Source organism: Labilibaculum euxinicum (genome assembly GCF_009795715.1).
Classification (GTDB): Bacteria; Bacteroidota; Bacteroidia; order Bacteroidales; family Marinifilaceae; genus Labilibaculum; species Labilibaculum euxinus.
In genome coordinates this window covers 12,147-30,095 of sequence record NZ_WTCR01000016.1, presented here as the reverse complement: position 1 = coordinate 30,095, position 17,949 = coordinate 12,147, and the positions used below count along the sequence as shown (strand labels likewise).

Here is a 17,949-nt window from a genome sequence, read left to right as displayed (position 1 = left end):
GAAAATAAGAATAAAAAGGATTAGCTCCTTTAAGTCAGGTGCTTTCTTATTAATTGAATGAGAATATCCTTTTTTACAGGTTTTGCAATGTAATCGTCACAGCCGTTTTCCAATGATTTTTTTTTATCGCCAAGCAGAGCGAATGCGGTTTGCGCTATAATCGGAAGGTTGGGTCTGATTTTTTTAATCTTTTTAGTCGCCTCATATCCATCCATTAATGGCATTTTAATATCCATAAGCACTAAATCAATCTTATCGTTTTTTATGCAAATATCAACAGCCTCAAGGCCATTATTAGCAACCAACACGTTACAGTTGATCTGATTTAGTAATTCTTCAAAATATATTCTGTTGAATTCTTCATCTTCAACAACCAGGATGAGTTTATTTTGTTCCTTATTCATATAGATAATTATTTATTATATCAAATGTAAAGTATCTTTTCGAACTATCTAAATCAATTTTAATTTTAGGAAAAAAGAAAAGAATAAATTTTGTGTTCATATTTTAGTTCTGTTTCTAAATTTGTTGATAATTAATCTGTTGTGCCTTATAAGTATTGGTTTTAAATTAAAATTCTTTTAGTCGTTTATTTTTGTTACTAAAAATTGAATAGCATCAATTTACCTAATTAAAATCCAATTATGAATTATTTCATCATTAATAATTTTTCCAAATACTGTATTTAGAGGTGGAGTCAGAACCATTAAATACGCGAGGATGCTTTATACATGTAAAATTATGCCGTAGAATTACTGAAACAGATTAAATCCAGCATAGGTTCAGGAACTAATACTTCCTTCTTTTTACCAATTCGATGGAATTTTTTGTCTGAATATGGAAATCGTTAAAATCTTCAAAGTGATTAAAATAGCAAAAATTAAATGTTTTTTTGTTTCTTTTAATTCCTATCCTTCTGCGGTTACAATCATTTAGGATGAATTGTGACAAAATATTGTAGGATGTCCTTAGAAAAGCAGACCAATTGTTACAAAGAATGAATTTTATTTTGCCGGGTTATAAAATATACTGCAATAGGCTGCTTTTGTAAGATTCATAAAATCAATATTTTGGATGGTAAAGAATGGATGCGTCATCTATTTCTAATAAATAGAAATTAGGAATTTGGAAAGTTTTCTATATCTTCGGTTTAGGAAACATAAATCTTTAAAACATTACTTATCATGACAGACGGAAGCGAATTAACCTGCGTATTTATTGGATCGATTATTGACGTGCAGTATTATAAGGAAAGATTGGAGGAAGCTGGAATTGCTTCTTTATTGAAAGATGATTTTAGTTCAGGTACCATTGTTGGAATAGGCGGTGTGCCCGATTCTGTTGAATTATTGGTTGCAGATGAGGATGCTGAAAAGGCAAGGATGTGTATTGAAGAATTGCAAAAAGAATAATTATTACATGCAAAACGTGAAAACATGATGAAAAAAATATCATTATTAGCTGTTGCTGTGTTGTTATCTGGGTGGTTAACTGCTCAGGAGAAGGCAGCTATGGTAACAGATCGTCCCGACCAGACTGAATCCGCTTCTATTGTATCTTTGAAGGGATTTCAAATAGAATCCGGGTTTTCGTTTGAAAGATATAATTCAGAAATCAACAACACAACGTACAATTCAACATTGGTTCGATATGGTCTTTTAGAGAAAATAGAGCTTCGTTTAGGACTTGCTTATTTGGGAAAGAATGTTTCATTAGATGGTGGTAGTTTTGATGAAAGTGGTTTTGCTCCAATAGTTGTTGGTGCAAAATTTCAATTGCAGGAGGAAAGCGAAGGGTTGCCAAAACTAGCCATTATGACCACTTTTACGCTTCCAAAAACAGGAGCAAGCATTTATGAAAATAAATACTTAGGTGCTGATTTTCGTGTTAACGGAGAATATTCACTGAATGAAGCAATGTCGTTGGGTGGTAATTTAGGGGTAGCATGGAGTGGTGCTGAGGGAGGCAATACTGCCGTAGGAATTTATACTGCTGTAATTGGGATGAGTTTATCGGAAAAATTAGGAGCTTTCGCAGAATTATATGGTTTTCTTCCTAAAGAAGGAAAAAATGACCATCGTTGGGATGCCGGAATGACTTACTCTGTAAATGAGGATTTACAACTCGATTTTGCAACTGGGATTGGATTAAGTAAGGTTTCTCCGGATTTTTTTATTAGTTTAGGATTATCAATTAGAATGCCTTAATAAAGGCATTGCATACATCAATTCAGAAAAAAGCTTGTTCAGAATCACTGAGCAAGCTTTTTTTCTATTCAAGAGGGCTTGAAATTTATCGCTTGAATAAATTTGTTTCTGTTGTATTTTAGAAATGATAATTTTTGGGATATCTTTTATTTTTAGAACGTATTTAATAAATGGAAAATATGAAAAATTATAACAGTAGTATGCTCATTGTGATTGCTTTACTTTTTACTTTCAGCTCTTGTCATTTATCTGCAGAATATGAAGAAAACCAAAAATTACTAATGGAAACCGATGTGGCTTTTTCTGATTATTGTTTGGAGAATGGTATGAACAAAGCCTTTTTTAAATATGCGTCGGAGGAGGCAGTTATGCTTAAGGATAATAATTATCCGCTTGTAGGAAAAGAAAATATTAAGAAACAATTTTCAGGAGATGATACTCAAATTACATTTACCTGGAGCCCATTGGATGCTGATGTTTCAAAATCGGGAGAATTGGGTTACACCTACGGAACTTATTCTTATCAGACTGTTGATTCCCTGTATCAGGGAACCTATGTCTCAGTTTGGAAAAAAGATGAAAATGGTGATTGGAAATACGTACTTGATTCTGGAAATCAGGGCTTGGGAAAATAGGATCAGGGTTTTGCCGATTTAATTTTATTTCTTGTATTTCTGATTATAGATGTTGTGTAAAGAGCTAATGCAATCCAGATTAAACCAAAGGCAATAAGTTGTTCGTGTCTAAATGGTTCGTTATAGATTAGTACGCCAATTAACAACATTAGGGTAGGCGCGATGTATTGCATAAATCCTAAAGCTGATAGCGGAATTCGTTGTGCTCCTTTTGCAAACCAATATAAAGGCAGAGTGGTAACAATTCCCGTTAGCATTAAATAGCCTGAGGTTGATATACTGCCGGTAAATAAAGCTCCGTTTCCAATCCACATTTTATATAGGATATATCCCAATGCAAATGGTGCCAGAATTAGCGTTTCAACAGCCAGAGCAGATATCGCTTCAATTCCAGCAGTCTTTTTTGTAAGACCATATAAACCAAAAGAACAGGCTAAAACAATTGAGATCCAAGGGAATTTTCCGTAATCAATTGTTAGGTAAATAACTGCAGTCGATGCTATTAGTACCGCAATGTATTTTAGCTTATCCAATTTTTCGTTAAGAACAATCATTCCAAGTATTACGTTTACAATAGGATTGATGTAATAGCCCAGACTAGCCTCAACAATTTGTTTTGCATTTACGGCATAAATGAATAATCCCCAATTTAAGCCGATAAGCAGAGATGATATGATTAAACTCTTGCGCGTTTTCTTTTGCCGTAATAAATTCCATACATTTTTTTTCCGGGTCAGTAGCAAAAGGATTATTAGAAATACAAACGACCAAAAAATACGATGAGCTAAAATTTCTATCGCAGAAACATTGGAAAGTAATTTCCAGAATATAGGCAGTATTCCCCAGGTTAAAAAGGCTTGAAGGGCATATACATATCCCATTGTGGCATTCTTTGTATCTTCCATAGATATGTGTATGGTGGTTTTGGTTGGGCAAATGTAATTAAAATCGAAATTGTTTGCTTGCCAGATATCGAATTTAAAAGACGTAAAGAATGATGTAAGGAGAATTTATCTTTTGGAATAATAAATAATCTGAATAAATTGTAAGAGCAGGTAAAAGAGTATTTAAGAATGGTATTTTATAGAGATTCAACCATTTTTCCTGATGCTTTTCAGGCGTTCCATATTCAGAATTTGTATGTTTTTCCCATTTAATGATATTACACCATCACTATTTAAATTGGCAAGTATCCGGGAAACACTTTCTCTTGAATTACCGGTTAAGTCACCAAATTCCTGTCGGGAGAGAGGTAGTGAAAAATTTGGCTCGTCAAAAATATCTTCAGCAAAAAAGCAAAGAGCTTCGGCAATTCTTCCCTGGCTTTGCTTTTGCACTTGATTTACACAATGATCAAAATGCCCTAATTCATTCTTGCATAATTCGGTGATTATTTCGTAGGCAAAATCGCTGTTTGATGCAATAAAATCTTTAAAAGAGTCTAAACTAATAAAGCAAACTCTTGTTTCCATTAATGCTGTGGCAGAATAATGATTCACCTTATCTCCTAGGGTTGTAGGGATTCCAAGATAAATAGGTCCTTTAATAATCTTTAAAATTTGTTCTCTCTCAGGACCGGTAATATGTATTTTCACCAATCCACTTTTTACAAAGATAATATTTGAAGAAAGAGCATTTTGTCTGAAAATAACGTCACCTTTTTGGAATTGTACATCTACGCAGCTTTCCTCAAGCATTTTTAGTTCTTTATCGTTTAAAAAATTTGAAGCAGACGACCTGTTGCTGCAAAATTTACATGATTTTTCATTCATAAATTATTCTTATCAGGATTAAAGAAATAATTATTTATTAATTGTTCTGATTTTGAGTCAAATATGTGTATTAAATATGTTTTTACTATGTTATAGTAATAAAACCAGATGTAAATATATAAATATTTCTATAATGTGATATGAATCACACTAAAATATATTTCACATCACGCCTTAAAAACCAGAAGGCATTTTTCCTCTATATATATTTGCAATCAACACGTATTGAAAATCAAATGACAAATTAAAAATTGATTGTCAGAACTGTTCTTCTTGGTGGGGCAATTGTTTTGGATATGTGTGATTTGATAATTGGTGTGCAGAAAAAGTCAAGACCAAACATTTGCTCAAAACTCAGATATAAGTTTATTAATATAATTCAAAACTAAAATGCAACAAGTAACAGAAATTCAGGCTGTTGATTTTCAAAAACAAATTGACACCCTTACTGCAAAGGTTTCCATGCTGGAAGGTATGAATCAAGATCAATTATCAATCGCGGTTGTATCAGGTGATTTTGATAAAATTTTGGCTGCTATGGTTATTTCTCTCGGAGCTGCTGCAATGGATACAGAAGTGAAATTATTCTTTTCATTTTGGGCCCTTGCCGCTTTACGTGATCCTAAAAAAACAGTTTCGGGAAAGAATTTTATTTCTAAAATGTTTGGCGTTATGCTTCCTAAAGGAAAGGAGAAATTGAAATTATCGAATATGAATATGTGCGGAATGGGACCACGAATGATCAAATCGATTATGAAAAAGCATGGTGTTCTTTCTTTGGAAGAAATGTTTAAACAAGCTGGTGACTTTGGTATTGAAATTACTATTTGCGAGATGTCGATGGATTTGATGGGAATAAAAAAAGAAGAATTGATTGATTATCCAAATATGCGTTTTGCAGGTGCTGTAACATTTGCCGGAGATATGGGTGAGAGCACATCACAGTTATTTATATAAAGAGAATTTTTTTAATTATTAAAATTTAAGATCATGACACAAGAAGAATTATTGGAAATAAAAGCAGATACATCTGTAGATGCACGTGGAACTTCATGTCCCGGACCACTATTAGCAGCTAAAAAAGCAATTGGAACTATTGATAAAGGTCAAATTATGGAGATTCTTTCTGCCGATGAAGGTACAAGAAATGATATTCCAAAATGGTGTAACAAAAAAGGGTTCGAATGTTTAGGAACACTGGAAGAATCAGGATTTTATAAAATTTATCTAAAAAAATAAGGATGGGAGCGGAAAAAGTAAATAAAAGCCCGAAGATTTTGGTTTTTTCAACAGAAAAAATCTCTGATCCGGCCATTGATATGGCGGGCTTATTGAAATTACATTATCCGCCTACTGTCTATACCATCACAGTTCCTTGCTCAAGTGGAATCAAATCAAAGTGGATTTTACATGCCCTTGAGCAAGGGTTTGATGGTGTATTTATAGCTGCTGATGGAACCGACTGTCCATATGGTGAATCTTGTGTCGATAAAACCGGTCAGCTTGTAGGTGCAACTCAAGAACTTTTAAAGCAAAAAGGAATGGATCCAGCTCGTCTTAAAATGGCGGCCATATGTTCTGTGTGCAGTGAGCCATTCGTAAAACATGTAAAGAGTTTTACTAATTATTTAATGAATTCTTCAAATTAAGCAGAATGTCGGAAAAGAAAATATTAGAATATGATGTTCTTGTTGTAGGCGGTGGTATTTCTGGCGGAGAAGCGGCTCTGAATCTCGCAAATCTTAATTATAAGGTTTTGGTGGTTGAGAAAGACTTATCTCTGGGAGGAAAGATGATTGCACTTAGCAAGGTATTCCCAACTCTGGATTGTGCGGCTTGTATCACTACTCCTAAAGTATCTGAAATATCCAGACATCCCAATATTACGATCATGTTTAGTGCTGAGGCTAAGAAGATTGATAAGATTGGAGAACATAATTTTGAGGCTCATGTGCATCAAAAACCAAGATACGTAAATATCGAGGACTGTACAGCATGTCAATTGTGTGAGAAAGCATGTCCGGTTAGTGTAATAGACGAATATCAACAAGGTTTGGTGGGGCGTAAAGCTGCCTTTATTCCATTTAGTATTGCGAGTCCTCGTGCTGCAGCTATCGATATCATAAATTGCACTTTGTGCGGAGCATGTGAAAGAGTGTGCCCGACAGGATGTATTGATTTTACACAAACAGACAATGACTTTATTGTTAAAACCAAAGCTGTAGTTGTGGCTACCGGTTTTAACTTGTTTGATCCTCTTAAAATTCCACGTTACGGTTACGGAAAATATAAAAATGTAATTACTTCCATGCAAATGGAAAGACAACTCGCTCCAACCAGACCCTTTAATACCATTCTGAGACCTGGAGATGGAAAAATGCCGGATAATATCGCATATGTACTGTGTACAGGTTCACGCGATAAATCGGTAGGTAACCCAATTTGTTCCCAGGTATGTTGTATGTATTCCATAAAGCAAGGTCAATTGTTAATGGGATCGCTGCCAATGGCTGATGTGACCATTTATTACTTGCATATCAGAGCATTTGGAAAAGGTTTTAATGAGTTTTACGATCAGTCCAAAGACATGGGAGTAGAATTTATTAAAGGTAAAATTGGTAATATCACTGAGAAGGAAAACGGAAACTTAATTCTAAGATACGAAGATATTGAAGAAGGTAAGGTGAAGGAAGCAGAACACGATATGGTTGTACTTTCAGTAGGTGTGATGTCTAATTCTGAAATTTCTGATTCTTTCCAAGGTGAATCGTTACGATTAGATGATTATGGATTTATCAATCAAAATGATATTCTGGCCAGTCCAGCTGAAACCAGCATTGATGGCGTATTTGTTGCGGGTACAGCTACGGGTCCAATGGATATTCCTGATTCAATATTGTCAGCAGGTGCTGCTTCTGCAGAAACTACAAGCTATTTAAGGAGGGCATCGTTATGAAACGTCCATGCCAAGGATATTTTGACATACAGGAGGATGATTATTCCAGCATGGAAAGTTCCATATGGCAATTAACAAAGCAAATTATAATCATATGAAAAAGAAAATAGGTGTTTACGTATGTCATTGCGGAGGGAATATTTCAGATTACGTTGACGTGGAAAAGGTTCGGGCCGAGATTGAGAAGGATGAAAGCGTATTTTTATCGAAAACAACTATGTTTGCCTGTGCAGATTCCAACCAGAAGGATATGGTTACAGATATTGCAGAAAAGCAATTGGATGGTGCCGTTGTTGCTTCTTGTTCTCCCACATTACATTTACTTACATTTAGCGCTGTTGCTGAAAGAGCCGGGTTGAATAAATACAATTACATTCATGCAAATATCAGAGAACAAGCTTCCTGGGCTCATTCTGATGATAAAGTTGGGGCAACCGAAAAAGCAATTCAGATTGTAAAAGCGGCTGTTGCAAAAGTGAAGAGGTCGAATGCCCTTGAACCATTTAGGGTAGCTGCGACTAATGCTGTAGCTGTTGTTGGTGCCGGTATTGCAGGGCTTCGTTCAGCAATCCAATTAGCCGAATCAGGAGCTCAGGTATATTTAATAGAACGTGAATTTTTTGTAGGGGGTAGAGTTGCTCAATGGGATGATTTGTTTGTGTCAAAAGAAACCGGTAAGGAGTTAATTACCCGTCTTTATGACAAAGCAATGAATCACAAAAATATTACATTGTTTACAGGAGCTGAAATTATTGAGAATAGCGGGAGTGTTGGAAATATCTCATTGAAGGTGAAAATTGCTCCTCGTCATATGAAATTGGATTGCAACGAGGGTAATTTAGGGAAAGCCATTGAAGTTTGTCCTGTAGTTGTTCCCGATAAATTTAACTTTAATATTACTACACGTAAGGCTATCTATCACAATTTTCCCGGTGAATATCCTCAACTTCCGGTAATCGACATAGAGAATTGTACCCGCTGTGGAGAGTGTGAAAAAGTTTGCGAAAATGTTGATTTTAGTCAGAAGGATGAATTTCTAAATATTAAAGTTGGTTCTGTACTTCTTGCAACAGGTTTTGATCCATACGAGCCAAAAAATGACGAATTTGGTTATAAAACGATTGATAATGTTGTTACTCTTCCTCAATTTAAACGTTTGGTTCATTATTGCGATGATAAGCTTGTTTATAAAGGAAAAGAGGTTAAGAATGTCGCCTATATCTATTGTGTAGGCAGTCGTCAGGTTGACGGGGATAATAAATATTGCTCAAGGTATTGCTGCACAGCTACCATACATGCAGCAATCACTGCTAAAAAGAAATACAAAGATCTGTATAATTTCCATTTTAACAGAGGAATTAGAACCTATGGGAAACAGGAAGTTTTATACGATGAATCTTCTCGTTTGGGGGATATTTATTTGCAGTCATTTGAAGATCATCCACCGGTTGTGTCTAAGGAAGGTGACAAGACTATTGTTACTATTAACGATATTTTAACTGCCGATAAAACTTTGGAAGTGGAAGCTGATTTGGTGGTTTTGGTAACTGGTATGGTACCCCGCCAGGACAATTCAATTGGCAGTCTTCTGAAAATTCCCAGGGGAAGAGATAATTTCTTTAATGAAATTCACATGAAGCTGCGACCAGTTGAAACAGTAATTGATGGTGTAACCATTGCTGGTGCTTCTCAAGGGCCAAAGAATATTATGGAATCAATGAATTCATCTTTGGCTGCTGCAACCAAGTCTTTTTCATTAATTGCTTCGGGAGAACTTTCTCTATCACCTACTATTGCCAAAATTGATGTGGATAACTGCGGGTGGTGTGGTAAATGTGATGATGCATGTCCATTTAGTGCTTTAACAAAAACAGATGTTAATGGTAAGCTGGTTGCAGCTGTAAATGAATCTGTTTGTAAAGGGTGTGGAATGTGTATGCCTGTTTGTCCGTCCAATGCAATTGAATTGATTGGATATACTGACAATCAAATTGAAAGTATGATTGACGCTTTAGTATCAACCGATTAAAACTATTAATATGGAAGTTGAAAAAGGTAAAACCGCAAAATATCGGAAAGAAAAGAACCCTGTAGCCAAAGAGGTTATGGAGAACCTTAAATATTTTACAAAAACAAAAAAAATACTGATGGATGCTTTGAAAGAAGGGGATAAAACCGTTCCTCAACTATCCAAAGCACTAAATATACCTGGAGATGAGGTGTTGTATCAGTTGATGAGCTTGATGAAATACGGTTTTGTTGAAACAGGCGACCTTGATGATATGGACGAATATTTTTATTACAAAATAAAAGACAATGGCAAGGATAAATCCTAAATTCACAACTGAGTTGCAAAGCTATGGCGCTTTTGATACAAACGCATGTTATAATTGCGGGAATTGTACAGCTGTTTGCTCTTTGTCAGACGAAGACAACTCGTTTCCACGGAAAATGGTAAGATATAGTGTACTTGGTTTGGAAAATGAAATTCAAACTTCATTGGAACCTTGGTTGTGCTATTATTGTGGTGATTGCAGTGCAACGTGCCCACGTGAAGCAGAGCCAGGTGAATTAATGATGTCACTTCGCAGATACCTGACTTCAAAATATGATTGGACAGGGCTTTCAGGGATGCTGTATAAATCTCTAAGTACATCTGTTATTGCATTTGTTTTGTTGGCAGTAGGAGTAATTTGGTTTGCATCAAGTCTTAATTTTGAACCTGAATTATTATTGCATTACGGTCATTATTTTGAGATGTCGGCAATTGGTAGTGTTTTTCTACTGATTTTACTTCCGAATCTTATTCGTATGTGGAATATGGTAATCCGAAAACCAAAGGTGAATGTGTCATTCTCTGCTTATTTAAAATCATATAGCGAACTGATTGTTCATATGTTTACCCAAAAAAGAACATTGGGTTGTGATGATAGTCAAACCCGTTGGTTTCAGCACTTAATCCTTGTAATTGGTTATTTATCATTGCTTTTCACAACAGTGTTTTTGGATTGGTTTGCAACCGACAGCAGTTTCATTCTGGTTTTGGGTTATCTCGAAAGTGCAGTTATTTTTTCAGTAACATTTATTTTCATGATTGGACGCCTGAGCAAAAAAACGCAGGTGAGTAAAAATTCACATCCAAGCGACTGGTTTTTTGTAATCTGGCTATTTCTAATGGGATTGAGCGCTTTTGTTGTCCGTTTATTTATCGATTTAGATATTTTGGAGACTAATATTTGGATGTATTTAATTCATTTAACAGTTCTTGTACAGTGGGCCATTATTATAGTGCCATTTGGGAAGTGGACACATTTTTTATATCGTTCGTTTGCTATGTATTTTGAGAAATTAAAAAGCCTTTCGATATCTTAATTAAAATTGTTTTAACAGGGCAATATAATTAATGACTGTTGGCTAAGTAAAGTGTCCTTGGATCTGCTTTTCATTCACTTTACTTTTTAAATGACGGGAATTAATTTAAAAGTCTTGCTAAAGAATTTCAAGTTCGAAAGAATATTGCGGCCTCAAATTAGTTTTCTGATTTGAGGCCATTTTTTTGTTGGTATTTGTTTTATTTATCTTTACGAAAGGTTAAATCAAGAAATAAAAATATTTAATCATGAGAAGAAAACTTGATCAACATTTACTGGATTCAATGAGTAAGAATCTGGGAAATTGGCATGGACCATTTTATTGCAACCGAAAAGATCCACGATTAATTGTTCCAAAATACAATCCGATGTTGGGGTGGACTTTTAATTTTGCAAATCCATATGCGTATCTGATTGTGATTGCAATTGTGTTAATTATTGTAGGTTCTCAACTATTTTAGTTGTTCTACATCCATATAAATATCCTTACTCAAAAAGGTTATTCATAATTTTGGTAAATCAATTTTCTCCATGGAATTTGTTTTATATTTAGTTTTCTTAATTGGACACTTGATGATACGATTCCGGCGCTTTCTTATTTTTATCATATTTATATTTGCTACCACAGTCACGTTTGCCCTGTCGGGAGGAAAAACTGTTTCTGAACTTTTCTCGGAGGTAGAAATTACGAAAAGGGTAAAATTGCTGGGAGATAGATGCTGGAGTTTACGGGAAATTAATTCTGATTCTGCCATTATTCTTGGGCAGCAGGCTTTGCAATTAGCTATTCAATATGATATAAAAAAAGAATTGCCAAGACTCTATGGGTTTATTGGAGTCGTTCAATTGCACTACTTATACAAAACGAAAGAATCAATTCCATACTTACATCGGGCTTTGGAGTATAGTCTGCAGCAAAAAGACTCAGTGCAGCTGGCTTATTCGTATAACAATTTAGGGGATTTATATTTTTTAACTGGAAATATACCGTTGGCCTTAAAATTTTCCGAATATTCATTGCAGATATTCAATATTCTTAATCATTCTGCGGGAAAATCATATGCCTACGTGAATATGGGTCTGGTACATCGTGAGAAGAAAGATTTTGATTTGGCATTGGAATATTTTGAAAAGGCAAAATTATTGTGGAAGGAGTTAGGAAATGAATTGGGGATGGGGTCGGTTACCTTGGAAATTGCACGGACTTACGAAGCAAAAGGAGATCTTGATGTTGCAATGAAATATTATCAGCAGTCTTATCAAAAAAGTTTGGGTTCAAATAATGTAAGATATGTTGCGTTTTGTCTGTCTGGAATGGCTAATATATTCTATCTGAAAAAGGAGTACGATAAAGCATTTGAATATTATCAGAAAGCATTAAAATTAAATCAGGAGCGCAGGCATAATTTTGGTTTGGTTGATGATTATATTGGTTTAGCTTTCATTTATGCTCATAAAAAGGAGCGGAATAAAGCAGAAATTGCTCTTCATAAGGCATTAGATATAGCCAATAAATTAGGATTAAATACCAAAATCTTAAAAACACATAAAGCATTTGCTGAGCTTTATCAAATTGTTGATGATCAATCAAAAGCGATTGAGAGTTATAATCATTTTTCATTAACATATGATTCCATTCTTTCTATTCAGCAGTTTGAGATTGTTGAAGAGATGCAAAATAGATTTATGATTCGGCAAGCTTTATCAGAAACAGAGCAGGAATTGGAATCCCGAAAATTTCAAGAATCATATTTAGTAATCATTATCATTCTGATGTTGATAATTGCTGTTGTTCTTTATTGGCGCTATCAGTCACAGCGGAAATTGAACCTTCAGTTGGCCGAAATTAATCAGACAAAGGATAAATTATTCTCAGTAATTTCTCATGACTTGAAAAATCCTTTTAATTCTTTAATTGGATTTAGTGAATTATTGGTGGAAGAGAGCAGAGAAGGTGATTATCAAAATACGGAGATGTTTGCCGATTATATTCATCAATCATCAGTGGAAGGAATGAAGTTGTTAACCAATCTATTGGATTGGTCGAGATCACAAACAGGGGCTATTTCGTATTGCCCAACACCAATATCATTTGATCGCCTGTTTGATGAGTTAAACAGTTTTTTTGAATCAAAACTACAACAGTATAAGATAAAGATTGAATTCCATAATTTAATTGAAGAAGAGGTTATGGCCGATCCTGATATTCTCCGAACAATTTTAAATAATTTAATTTCAAACGCCATTAAATACACAAATGAAGGAGGTTTGATTAGATTGGATGCGGCCAGAACAAAATCTCATGTTAACATTAAAGTAAAAGACAATGGCACTGGGATGTCGCAGGAAATTATGGATGGATTGTTTGATAATTTAAAAACAACAAATAGTACTCAAGGTCTGCACAAAGAACAGGGTACAGGTTTGGGCTTAAGTATTTGTTCCGAATTAATTCGAATTCACAAGGGAACAATTAAAGTCAAAAGCGAATTGGGAAAGGGAAGTACTTTCGAAATAGAGTTTCCTGGTTAAAAGAAAGAATCATTCATGATTAAATATTTCTTTCTTATCTCCCGATTCTATTTTTTACTATATTTCTATGTTTTGTGGCTGACTCGCAAGCCAATTGTACCAATAGCAGATAAAGAGAGAAACTGACGAGGCTTCATTGATACAGGTTAAGGTTTGGAGCCTTAAATGTATTAAAAAAAGAATTATTTCAGGATTTATGAAGTGGAATTATTTTAGTGTTGCAGTGAGGTACAACGTGTGTCAAGATACTTATTTACAAGTGTCTGGGTGGGATTCTATCTGTTTGATGTAAATACAATCGATTAAGCTATTTGGTGAAAATTGAATACCAATGTTGTTTTTTTTATAACTTGCATATGTAGTTTGTATTAATTCAACCTTAATATTGAGCTGCAACGGACAAATAAAACCATGATGAAACAGTATAAAAGTTTAACTTTTCCTGCGCTTTTTTCGGAAACTGCAGCGAAATTCGGCAACTGTAATGCAATGGCCCTTGTTGGGCAAACTCCCTTTACTTATAACGAGGTTTATGCAAATATTCAAGCCTTACTTGCATTTTTTGAGAAGTTGGGAATTAAACCGGGAGATAAAATTGCTCTGTTGAGCACGAACATGCCTAATTGGGGAATGGCCTACTATGCAACAACTTTTATGGGTGCAGTTGTTGTTCCAATGTTACCTGATTTTAGTCAGTTTGAGATTGAAAATATTTTAAGCCATTCTGAAGCAAAAGCTGTTTTTGTTTCGACAGGTTTGCGTTCTAAAATTAAAAACCTTAAAATTGAAACCTTACAATCGATTATTGCAATTGAAGATTTCAATTTAATTCATACAAATGAATCTTCACCGAAATTTGATCTTTCTGAAAAACCAAAGCAGGATTATCAGGTTTGTGAGGATGATATGGCTGCAATTATTTATACGTCTGGAACAACAGGCAACTCTAAGGGTGTTATGTTGTCTCATAAAAATATCTGCTCCAATGCTATTCTGTCAAAAACAATCCATCCTATAGATGAAACGGATCGTTTTCTTTCAATTTTACCTTTGTCGCACACCTATGAAAATACTTTGGGATATGTGATTCCGATGATTGCCGGTTCCTGTATCTATTATTTAGGAAAAGCTCCCGTGCCTTCATTATTATTGTCAGCATTTAAAGAAGTACGGCCAACCATCATGTTTTCGGTTCCATTGATTATCGAGAAGATTTACAGGAGTAAAATTTTACCGTCGATTAATGGGAAAGCCGTTACCAAATATTTATATAAAATTCCGTTTTTCCGCAAGAAGCTGAATGCAATTGCCGGAAAAAAATTAATGGAAACCTTTGGTGGTAAATTAACCTTTTTTGGTATTGGCGGAGCTAAATTGAATTCTAAGGTTGAACTATTTTTGCGTGAAGCAAAATTTCCCTATGCAATTGGTTATGGATTAACAGAAACAGCACCATTAATTGCAGGATGTGGTCCGGCAATTACTAAATTTCAATCTACAGGGCCTGCTTTAGTCGGAGTTGAGCTGAAAATCAATAATCCAGATCCTGTTACTCAAATTGGAGAAGTATGGGCAAAGGGTGATAATGTGATGATGGGTTACTATAAAGAGCCCGAAAAAACCAAGGAGGTTTTAACCGAAGATGGTTGGTTTAAAACCGGCGACTTAGCAAAAATGGATAAAGACAATTATTTATATATCGAAGGTCGATTGAAAAATATGATTGTTGGATCAAGTGGAGAAAACATTTATCCGGAAGAAATAGAATCGGTAATCAATAACTTTAAACATGTAATAGAGTCTGTAGTTATTGAACAGAAAGGAAAATTGGTTGCAATGGTTCATTTTAATTATGAGGAATTGGAACAACAATATCAACATCTTAAAAAAGAGGTGGGAAATTATGTCGATGACACTGTTGATGAGTTAATGCAGGAATTACAGGTTTATGTGAATTCACGTGTAAATAAATTTTCGCAGGTTCAGTTAGTGATCGCCCAAATTGATCCATTTCAAAAAACGGCAACGCATAAAATAAAGCGGTTTCTATACCATTAGAAACAAAAAAGACTAAACTTCACCCCAAATGTTATACCTAACATTTGGGGTGTTTTTTTATAACCTGAAAATTTCTTGTTCTTTATGTTTTTAGACAGAAATAAGATCTTACTGTGTTTATTATTTGCATGATAATCAGTGTTTAGTAGTGGGTGGTTTGCTTTGGTTTTTACATTCATAAAATAGATTGTTAGTATCTTGAATTAATATTGATACATTTGTTTCGCGATTTGGCAATATCATATCCCTTGATCTGATATTAAAGAGGGAATCCGGTTTGAGTCCGGAACTGTACCCGCAGCTGTAATCTCTATACCAAACTCTGTTGCATGATGTCACTGTATCTTATGGAAGATATGGGAAGGCGCAACAAGAGGGAGAAAGTCAGAAAACCTGCCTAAAAGCAATTTTGTTTAATCGACACTTTCGGGACTAAAAGTAAGATTATGAAGAAAATTACTAAATCTATGCCTGCGGGGCATATTATGCTTGGTTCATTATTTCGGAACCAAATTTTCAAATTCAGATCAGTTACAGATGACTCTCTGTTCATCTCGTTTGTTGCTAAAGCAAACAGGTTGATGATCATATTAATTAAAGAAGCAAAGGCTGAAAAACGTCATTTGCAAAATTTTAATTTTTGGAGTCAATTTCTATTCCCAATTAATACAATTTAATAATTCAGCTTGTTTTTCACAACAGGTTAGAATTGATGTGCTCATAATTAAAGGCAAACATAGGTTTGAATCCTTTAAAATCAATATAATATGATACGCGAAAGAGGTAAAGTAAGCATTGTTGGAGCTGGGCCAGGTGATCCGGAATTAATTACACTGAAGGCAATCAGAGCCATTGAAAATGCAGAAGTTGTTTTATACGATTATTTGGTAAACAAGGAATTGCTAGGATATTGCAAACCTGATTGTCAGATTGTTTACGTTGGTAAAAAGAACAAACAACACACCTATCCTCAGGAGGAAATTAATAAAATGCTGATTGAGTTTGGCTTATCGGGAAAAAAAATAGCTCGTTTAAAAGGTGGTGACCCATTCGTTTTCGGACGGGGAGCTGAAGAAATACTTGGTTTGCAAGAGCATGACATTGAATTTGAGGTGATCCCGGGAATTACAGCTGGGGTTGCGGTTCCCGGAGCCGCAGGTATTCCTGTCACATTAAGAAATGTGGCTTCTTCAGTAGCTTTTTTCACAGGACATCAGTGCGAAAATCACAAAACAGAAATTCAGTGGGATAAGATTGCGGCGGGAATTGATACTCTGGTTTTCTATATGGGGGTGGCTCAGGCTCCACGAATTGTTCGTAATCTGATGGCAAATGGCAGGAAACCGGAAACACCTGTTGCAATGATTCGTTGGGGAACTTTGCCGGAACAGGAAGTAATGAAAGGAACTTTAGAAAATATTGTGGCAAAGATGGAACAGCACGATTTTAAGCCACCGGCAATTTTTATTGTTGGGGAGGTAGTTGCTTATTCAGAACAATTATCACCATTGATTAATCAAATGGCCAAAACAGAAATTTGATAGCTATGAACAGAAAAGGAATTTTATTATGTGGGCATGGAACCCGCAAAGAAAGGGGAGCGAAAGCATTTCAAGAGTTTGCGGAGCGATTTGCATCTCAAACTACGCATTATGAGGTTGAATTTGGATTTTTGGAGCTTTCGGAGCCGGATTTTGAAACAGGAGTAAAACGATTGGTTGAAAAAGGTGTGACAGAGATTATTGCTGTTCCAGTATTTCTTTTTACCGGAGTACATATGCAAAGAGATATTCCTTACGCTCTAAACAGCTTTCAGGAAAAATATAAGGTGAAAATTCAGTTGGCCAATTACATCGGAACATGCAATGAAATGGTTGAGTATGGAGTGCAGCTAATAAATGAAACTCTTGAAGCTAAGGATTGGAAGAGCGACGAGACTGTATTCCTTGGATTAGGTATTGGAGCTTCCAAAGCTGAGGCTAATGGAGATTTGGCGAAAATGACCCGATTAATTCAGGAAAAATACAAGTATCCATTTGCCATTAATGCTTACACAAGCAGCATGACTTATCCGGCATTGCCTGTGGTATTGGATTGGTTGAAGGTTTTGCCGTTCAAAAATATTATGATGTTACCATTTGTATTCTTTCCAGGAGTTTATATGGATAAAGCATACGAGATAATGGAACATTTTGCAAAAGAAAACCCGGATAAGAACATCGAAATTGCACCTCTGTTAGGTGATGCAAATGGATTGTTTGAGGTATTAAATGCAAGATTACAGGAAGTGTTGGATGGAAAAGTTGATCTAATAATGAGTACTGATTTAACTGGAGTAAAACCACATCATCATCACGGACACGATCACGGGCATTGTCACGGACAAAGTCATGATCAAGGACATCATCATTAATTCTA

At 35.1% G+C, this 17,949-nt stretch carries 19 protein-coding genes and 1 riboswitch; of the genes, 16 read left to right on the top strand and 3 right to left on the bottom strand.

Going from position 1 to position 17,949, the window contains the following annotated elements:
- Positions 1-29: 29 nt before the first annotated feature.
- Positions 30-404 (bottom strand): response regulator, encoded by a 375-nt coding sequence (locus GQR60_RS17735; RefSeq protein ID WP_124994221.1) that lies wholly within the window; start codon positions 402-404, stop codon positions 30-32.
- 780 nt (positions 405-1,184) lie between these two features.
- Here GQR60_RS17735 and GQR60_RS17730 point away from each other — a divergent pair.
- The 3 genes from GQR60_RS17730 to GQR60_RS17720 all read left to right on the top strand — a co-directional run bounded on the left by GQR60_RS17730 (position 1,185) and on the right by GQR60_RS17720 (position 2,842).
- Positions 1,185-1,412: a putative signal transducing protein gene (locus tag GQR60_RS17730; RefSeq protein WP_101308622.1), complete on the top strand. Its 228-nt coding sequence runs from the start codon at positions 1,185-1,187 to the stop codon at positions 1,410-1,412.
- Positions 1,413-1,436: 24 nt separating this feature from the next.
- Positions 1,437-2,207, top strand: a complete 771-nt coding sequence (locus GQR60_RS17725) for a transporter (protein ID WP_124994220.1) — start codon at positions 1,437-1,439, stop codon at positions 2,205-2,207.
- A gap of 179 nt (positions 2,208-2,386) precedes the next feature.
- A complete protein-coding gene (locus GQR60_RS17720) occupies positions 2,387-2,842 on the top strand; it encodes a YybH family protein (RefSeq protein ID WP_160463516.1) in 456 nt (151 codons plus the stop codon).
- A gap of 2 nt (positions 2,843-2,844) precedes the next feature.
- Here GQR60_RS17720 and rarD read toward each other — a convergent pair whose 3' ends face one another.
- Complete coding sequence (gene rarD / locus GQR60_RS17715; RefSeq protein ID WP_124994218.1) at positions 2,845-3,747, bottom strand: EamA family transporter RarD; 903 nt, start codon at positions 3,745-3,747, stop codon at positions 2,845-2,847.
- A gap of 186 nt (positions 3,748-3,933) precedes the next feature.
- A complete protein-coding gene (locus GQR60_RS17710) occupies positions 3,934-4,614 on the bottom strand; it encodes a Crp/Fnr family transcriptional regulator (RefSeq protein ID WP_124994217.1) in 681 nt (226 codons plus the stop codon).
- Positions 4,615-5,004: 390 nt separating this feature from the next.
- Between GQR60_RS17710 and GQR60_RS17705 the strand changes: the two genes are divergently transcribed.
- From GQR60_RS17705 to GQR60_RS17650, 13 genes are all read left to right on the top strand, one after another.
- Positions 5,005-5,571: a DsrE/DsrF/DrsH-like family protein gene (locus GQR60_RS17705; RefSeq protein WP_197092789.1), complete on the top strand. Its 567-nt coding sequence runs from the start codon at positions 5,005-5,007 to the stop codon at positions 5,569-5,571.
- A 33-nt stretch (positions 5,572-5,604) separates the two neighbouring features.
- Entirely contained in the window at positions 5,605-5,853 is a 249-nt protein-coding gene (locus GQR60_RS17700; protein ID WP_124994216.1) for a sulfurtransferase TusA family protein, read from the top strand.
- A gap of 2 nt (positions 5,854-5,855) precedes the next feature.
- The gene (locus tag GQR60_RS17695) at positions 5,856-6,263 is read left to right on the top strand and encodes a hydrogenase iron-sulfur subunit (RefSeq protein WP_124994215.1); all 408 of its coding nucleotides are present in this window, start codon (positions 5,856-5,858) and stop codon (positions 6,261-6,263) included.
- A gap of 5 nt (positions 6,264-6,268) precedes the next feature.
- Positions 6,269-7,570 carry a CoB--CoM heterodisulfide reductase iron-sulfur subunit A family protein gene (locus GQR60_RS17690; RefSeq protein WP_124994214.1) on the top strand — a complete coding sequence of 434 codons (1,302 nt, stop codon included), beginning with the start codon at positions 6,269-6,271 and terminating at the stop codon, positions 7,568-7,570.
- 94 nt (positions 7,571-7,664) lie between these two features.
- On the top strand, positions 7,665-9,599 hold the full coding sequence (locus tag GQR60_RS17685) for a CoB--CoM heterodisulfide reductase iron-sulfur subunit A family protein (protein WP_160463515.1): 1,935 nt from the start codon (positions 7,665-7,667) through the stop codon (positions 9,597-9,599).
- Positions 9,600-9,609: 10 nt separating this feature from the next.
- Positions 9,610-9,906: a helix-turn-helix domain-containing protein gene (locus tag GQR60_RS17680; RefSeq protein ID WP_124994212.1), complete on the top strand. Its 297-nt coding sequence runs from the start codon at positions 9,610-9,612 to the stop codon at positions 9,904-9,906.
- Positions 9,887-10,942 (top strand): 4Fe-4S dicluster domain-containing protein, encoded by a 1,056-nt coding sequence (locus GQR60_RS17675; protein ID WP_124994211.1) that lies wholly within the window; start codon positions 9,887-9,889, stop codon positions 10,940-10,942. Before GQR60_RS17680 ends, GQR60_RS17675 begins: the two co-directional genes overlap by 20 nt.
- A 247-nt stretch (positions 10,943-11,189) precedes the next feature.
- Positions 11,190-11,402, top strand: a complete 213-nt coding sequence (locus GQR60_RS20000) for a DUF5808 domain-containing protein (protein ID WP_124994210.1) — start codon at positions 11,190-11,192, stop codon at positions 11,400-11,402.
- Between the two features lie 112 nt (positions 11,403-11,514).
- Positions 11,515-13,473 (top strand): tetratricopeptide repeat-containing sensor histidine kinase, encoded by a 1,959-nt coding sequence (locus GQR60_RS17670; protein ID WP_160463514.1) that lies wholly within the window; start codon positions 11,515-11,517, stop codon positions 13,471-13,473.
- A 414-nt stretch (positions 13,474-13,887) separates the two neighbouring features.
- A complete protein-coding gene (locus GQR60_RS17665; RefSeq protein WP_191991645.1) occupies positions 13,888-15,531 on the top strand; it encodes an AMP-binding protein in 1,644 nt (547 codons plus the stop codon).
- Between the two features lie 214 nt (positions 15,532-15,745).
- A riboswitch (cobalamin riboswitch) is annotated at positions 15,746-15,946 on the top strand.
- 31 nt (positions 15,947-15,977) lie between these two features.
- Entirely contained in the window at positions 15,978-16,208 is a 231-nt protein-coding gene (locus GQR60_RS17660; protein ID WP_124994207.1) for a hypothetical protein, read from the top strand.
- 90 nt (positions 16,209-16,298) lie between these two features.
- Positions 16,299-17,072: a uroporphyrinogen-III C-methyltransferase gene (gene cobA / locus GQR60_RS17655; protein ID WP_124994206.1), complete on the top strand. Its 774-nt coding sequence runs from the start codon at positions 16,299-16,301 to the stop codon at positions 17,070-17,072.
- Positions 17,073-17,077: 5 nt separating this feature from the next.
- Positions 17,078-17,944, top strand: coding sequence for a sirohydrochlorin chelatase (locus GQR60_RS17650; RefSeq protein ID WP_124994205.1), 867 nt, complete (start codon positions 17,078-17,080; stop codon positions 17,942-17,944).
- Positions 17,945-17,949: the final 5 nt, after the last annotated feature.